Consider the following 591-nt stretch of genomic DNA (forward strand, 5'->3'; position numbering starts at 1 on the left):
GCATTATAAAATGATTTATATTCATTAATATAGCCATTTTTCATATCATTATAATGTTCAGTCTTATTAATGTATCGGTCTATCAATGTTACAACTTGCTGCATATCATCCATAAAATATTGGAACATTTCATTGCTTATGTGTGAATGATTTTTCTTATCTAATACTGCTGCAGAATGAAAGTCTAATCGTTTGCGTAATTCTAGTAAATGCTTTCTAATTTGTTCATCTTCATTAAAAAGCGCAATATTGTCATTAATGACCTTTATCTTATTATCGAATTCATATTTTTTAGATTGCTTATTTAAGTTCTCCTTTTTGTTAAGCTCTTTATCTATCATTTTCGATACATCTCTAAGGAAATAATGCTCCATATCTCTAAATGTTTGTGTTCTGTGATGCGGTTTAGCATTTCTCATTCCCCATCCATCGGCAGCTCGTTGAACTTTATTTAGTATGTTAACTAATAACCAATCTAATTGTTCATCTCTATCATAAATAAATGCTCTCTCTTCATCTATACCTTCAGTTATTACATTATCTGTTAATTGATTTACAAAATAATTATATCGAAAATCATGCTGACTTGAC

The 591-nt window shown here is 28.6% G+C and carries 1 protein-coding gene; it reads right to left on the minus strand.

Going from position 1 to position 591, the window contains the following annotated elements; genetic code table 11:
* The coding region (locus CCE82_RS12410; RefSeq protein WP_159454548.1) for a hypothetical protein at positions 1 to 591 on the minus strand (591 nt) is incomplete at both ends.

The organism is Staphylococcus cornubiensis (assembly GCF_900183575.1).
Taxonomy (GTDB): Bacteria; Bacillota; Bacilli; order Staphylococcales; family Staphylococcaceae; genus Staphylococcus; species Staphylococcus cornubiensis.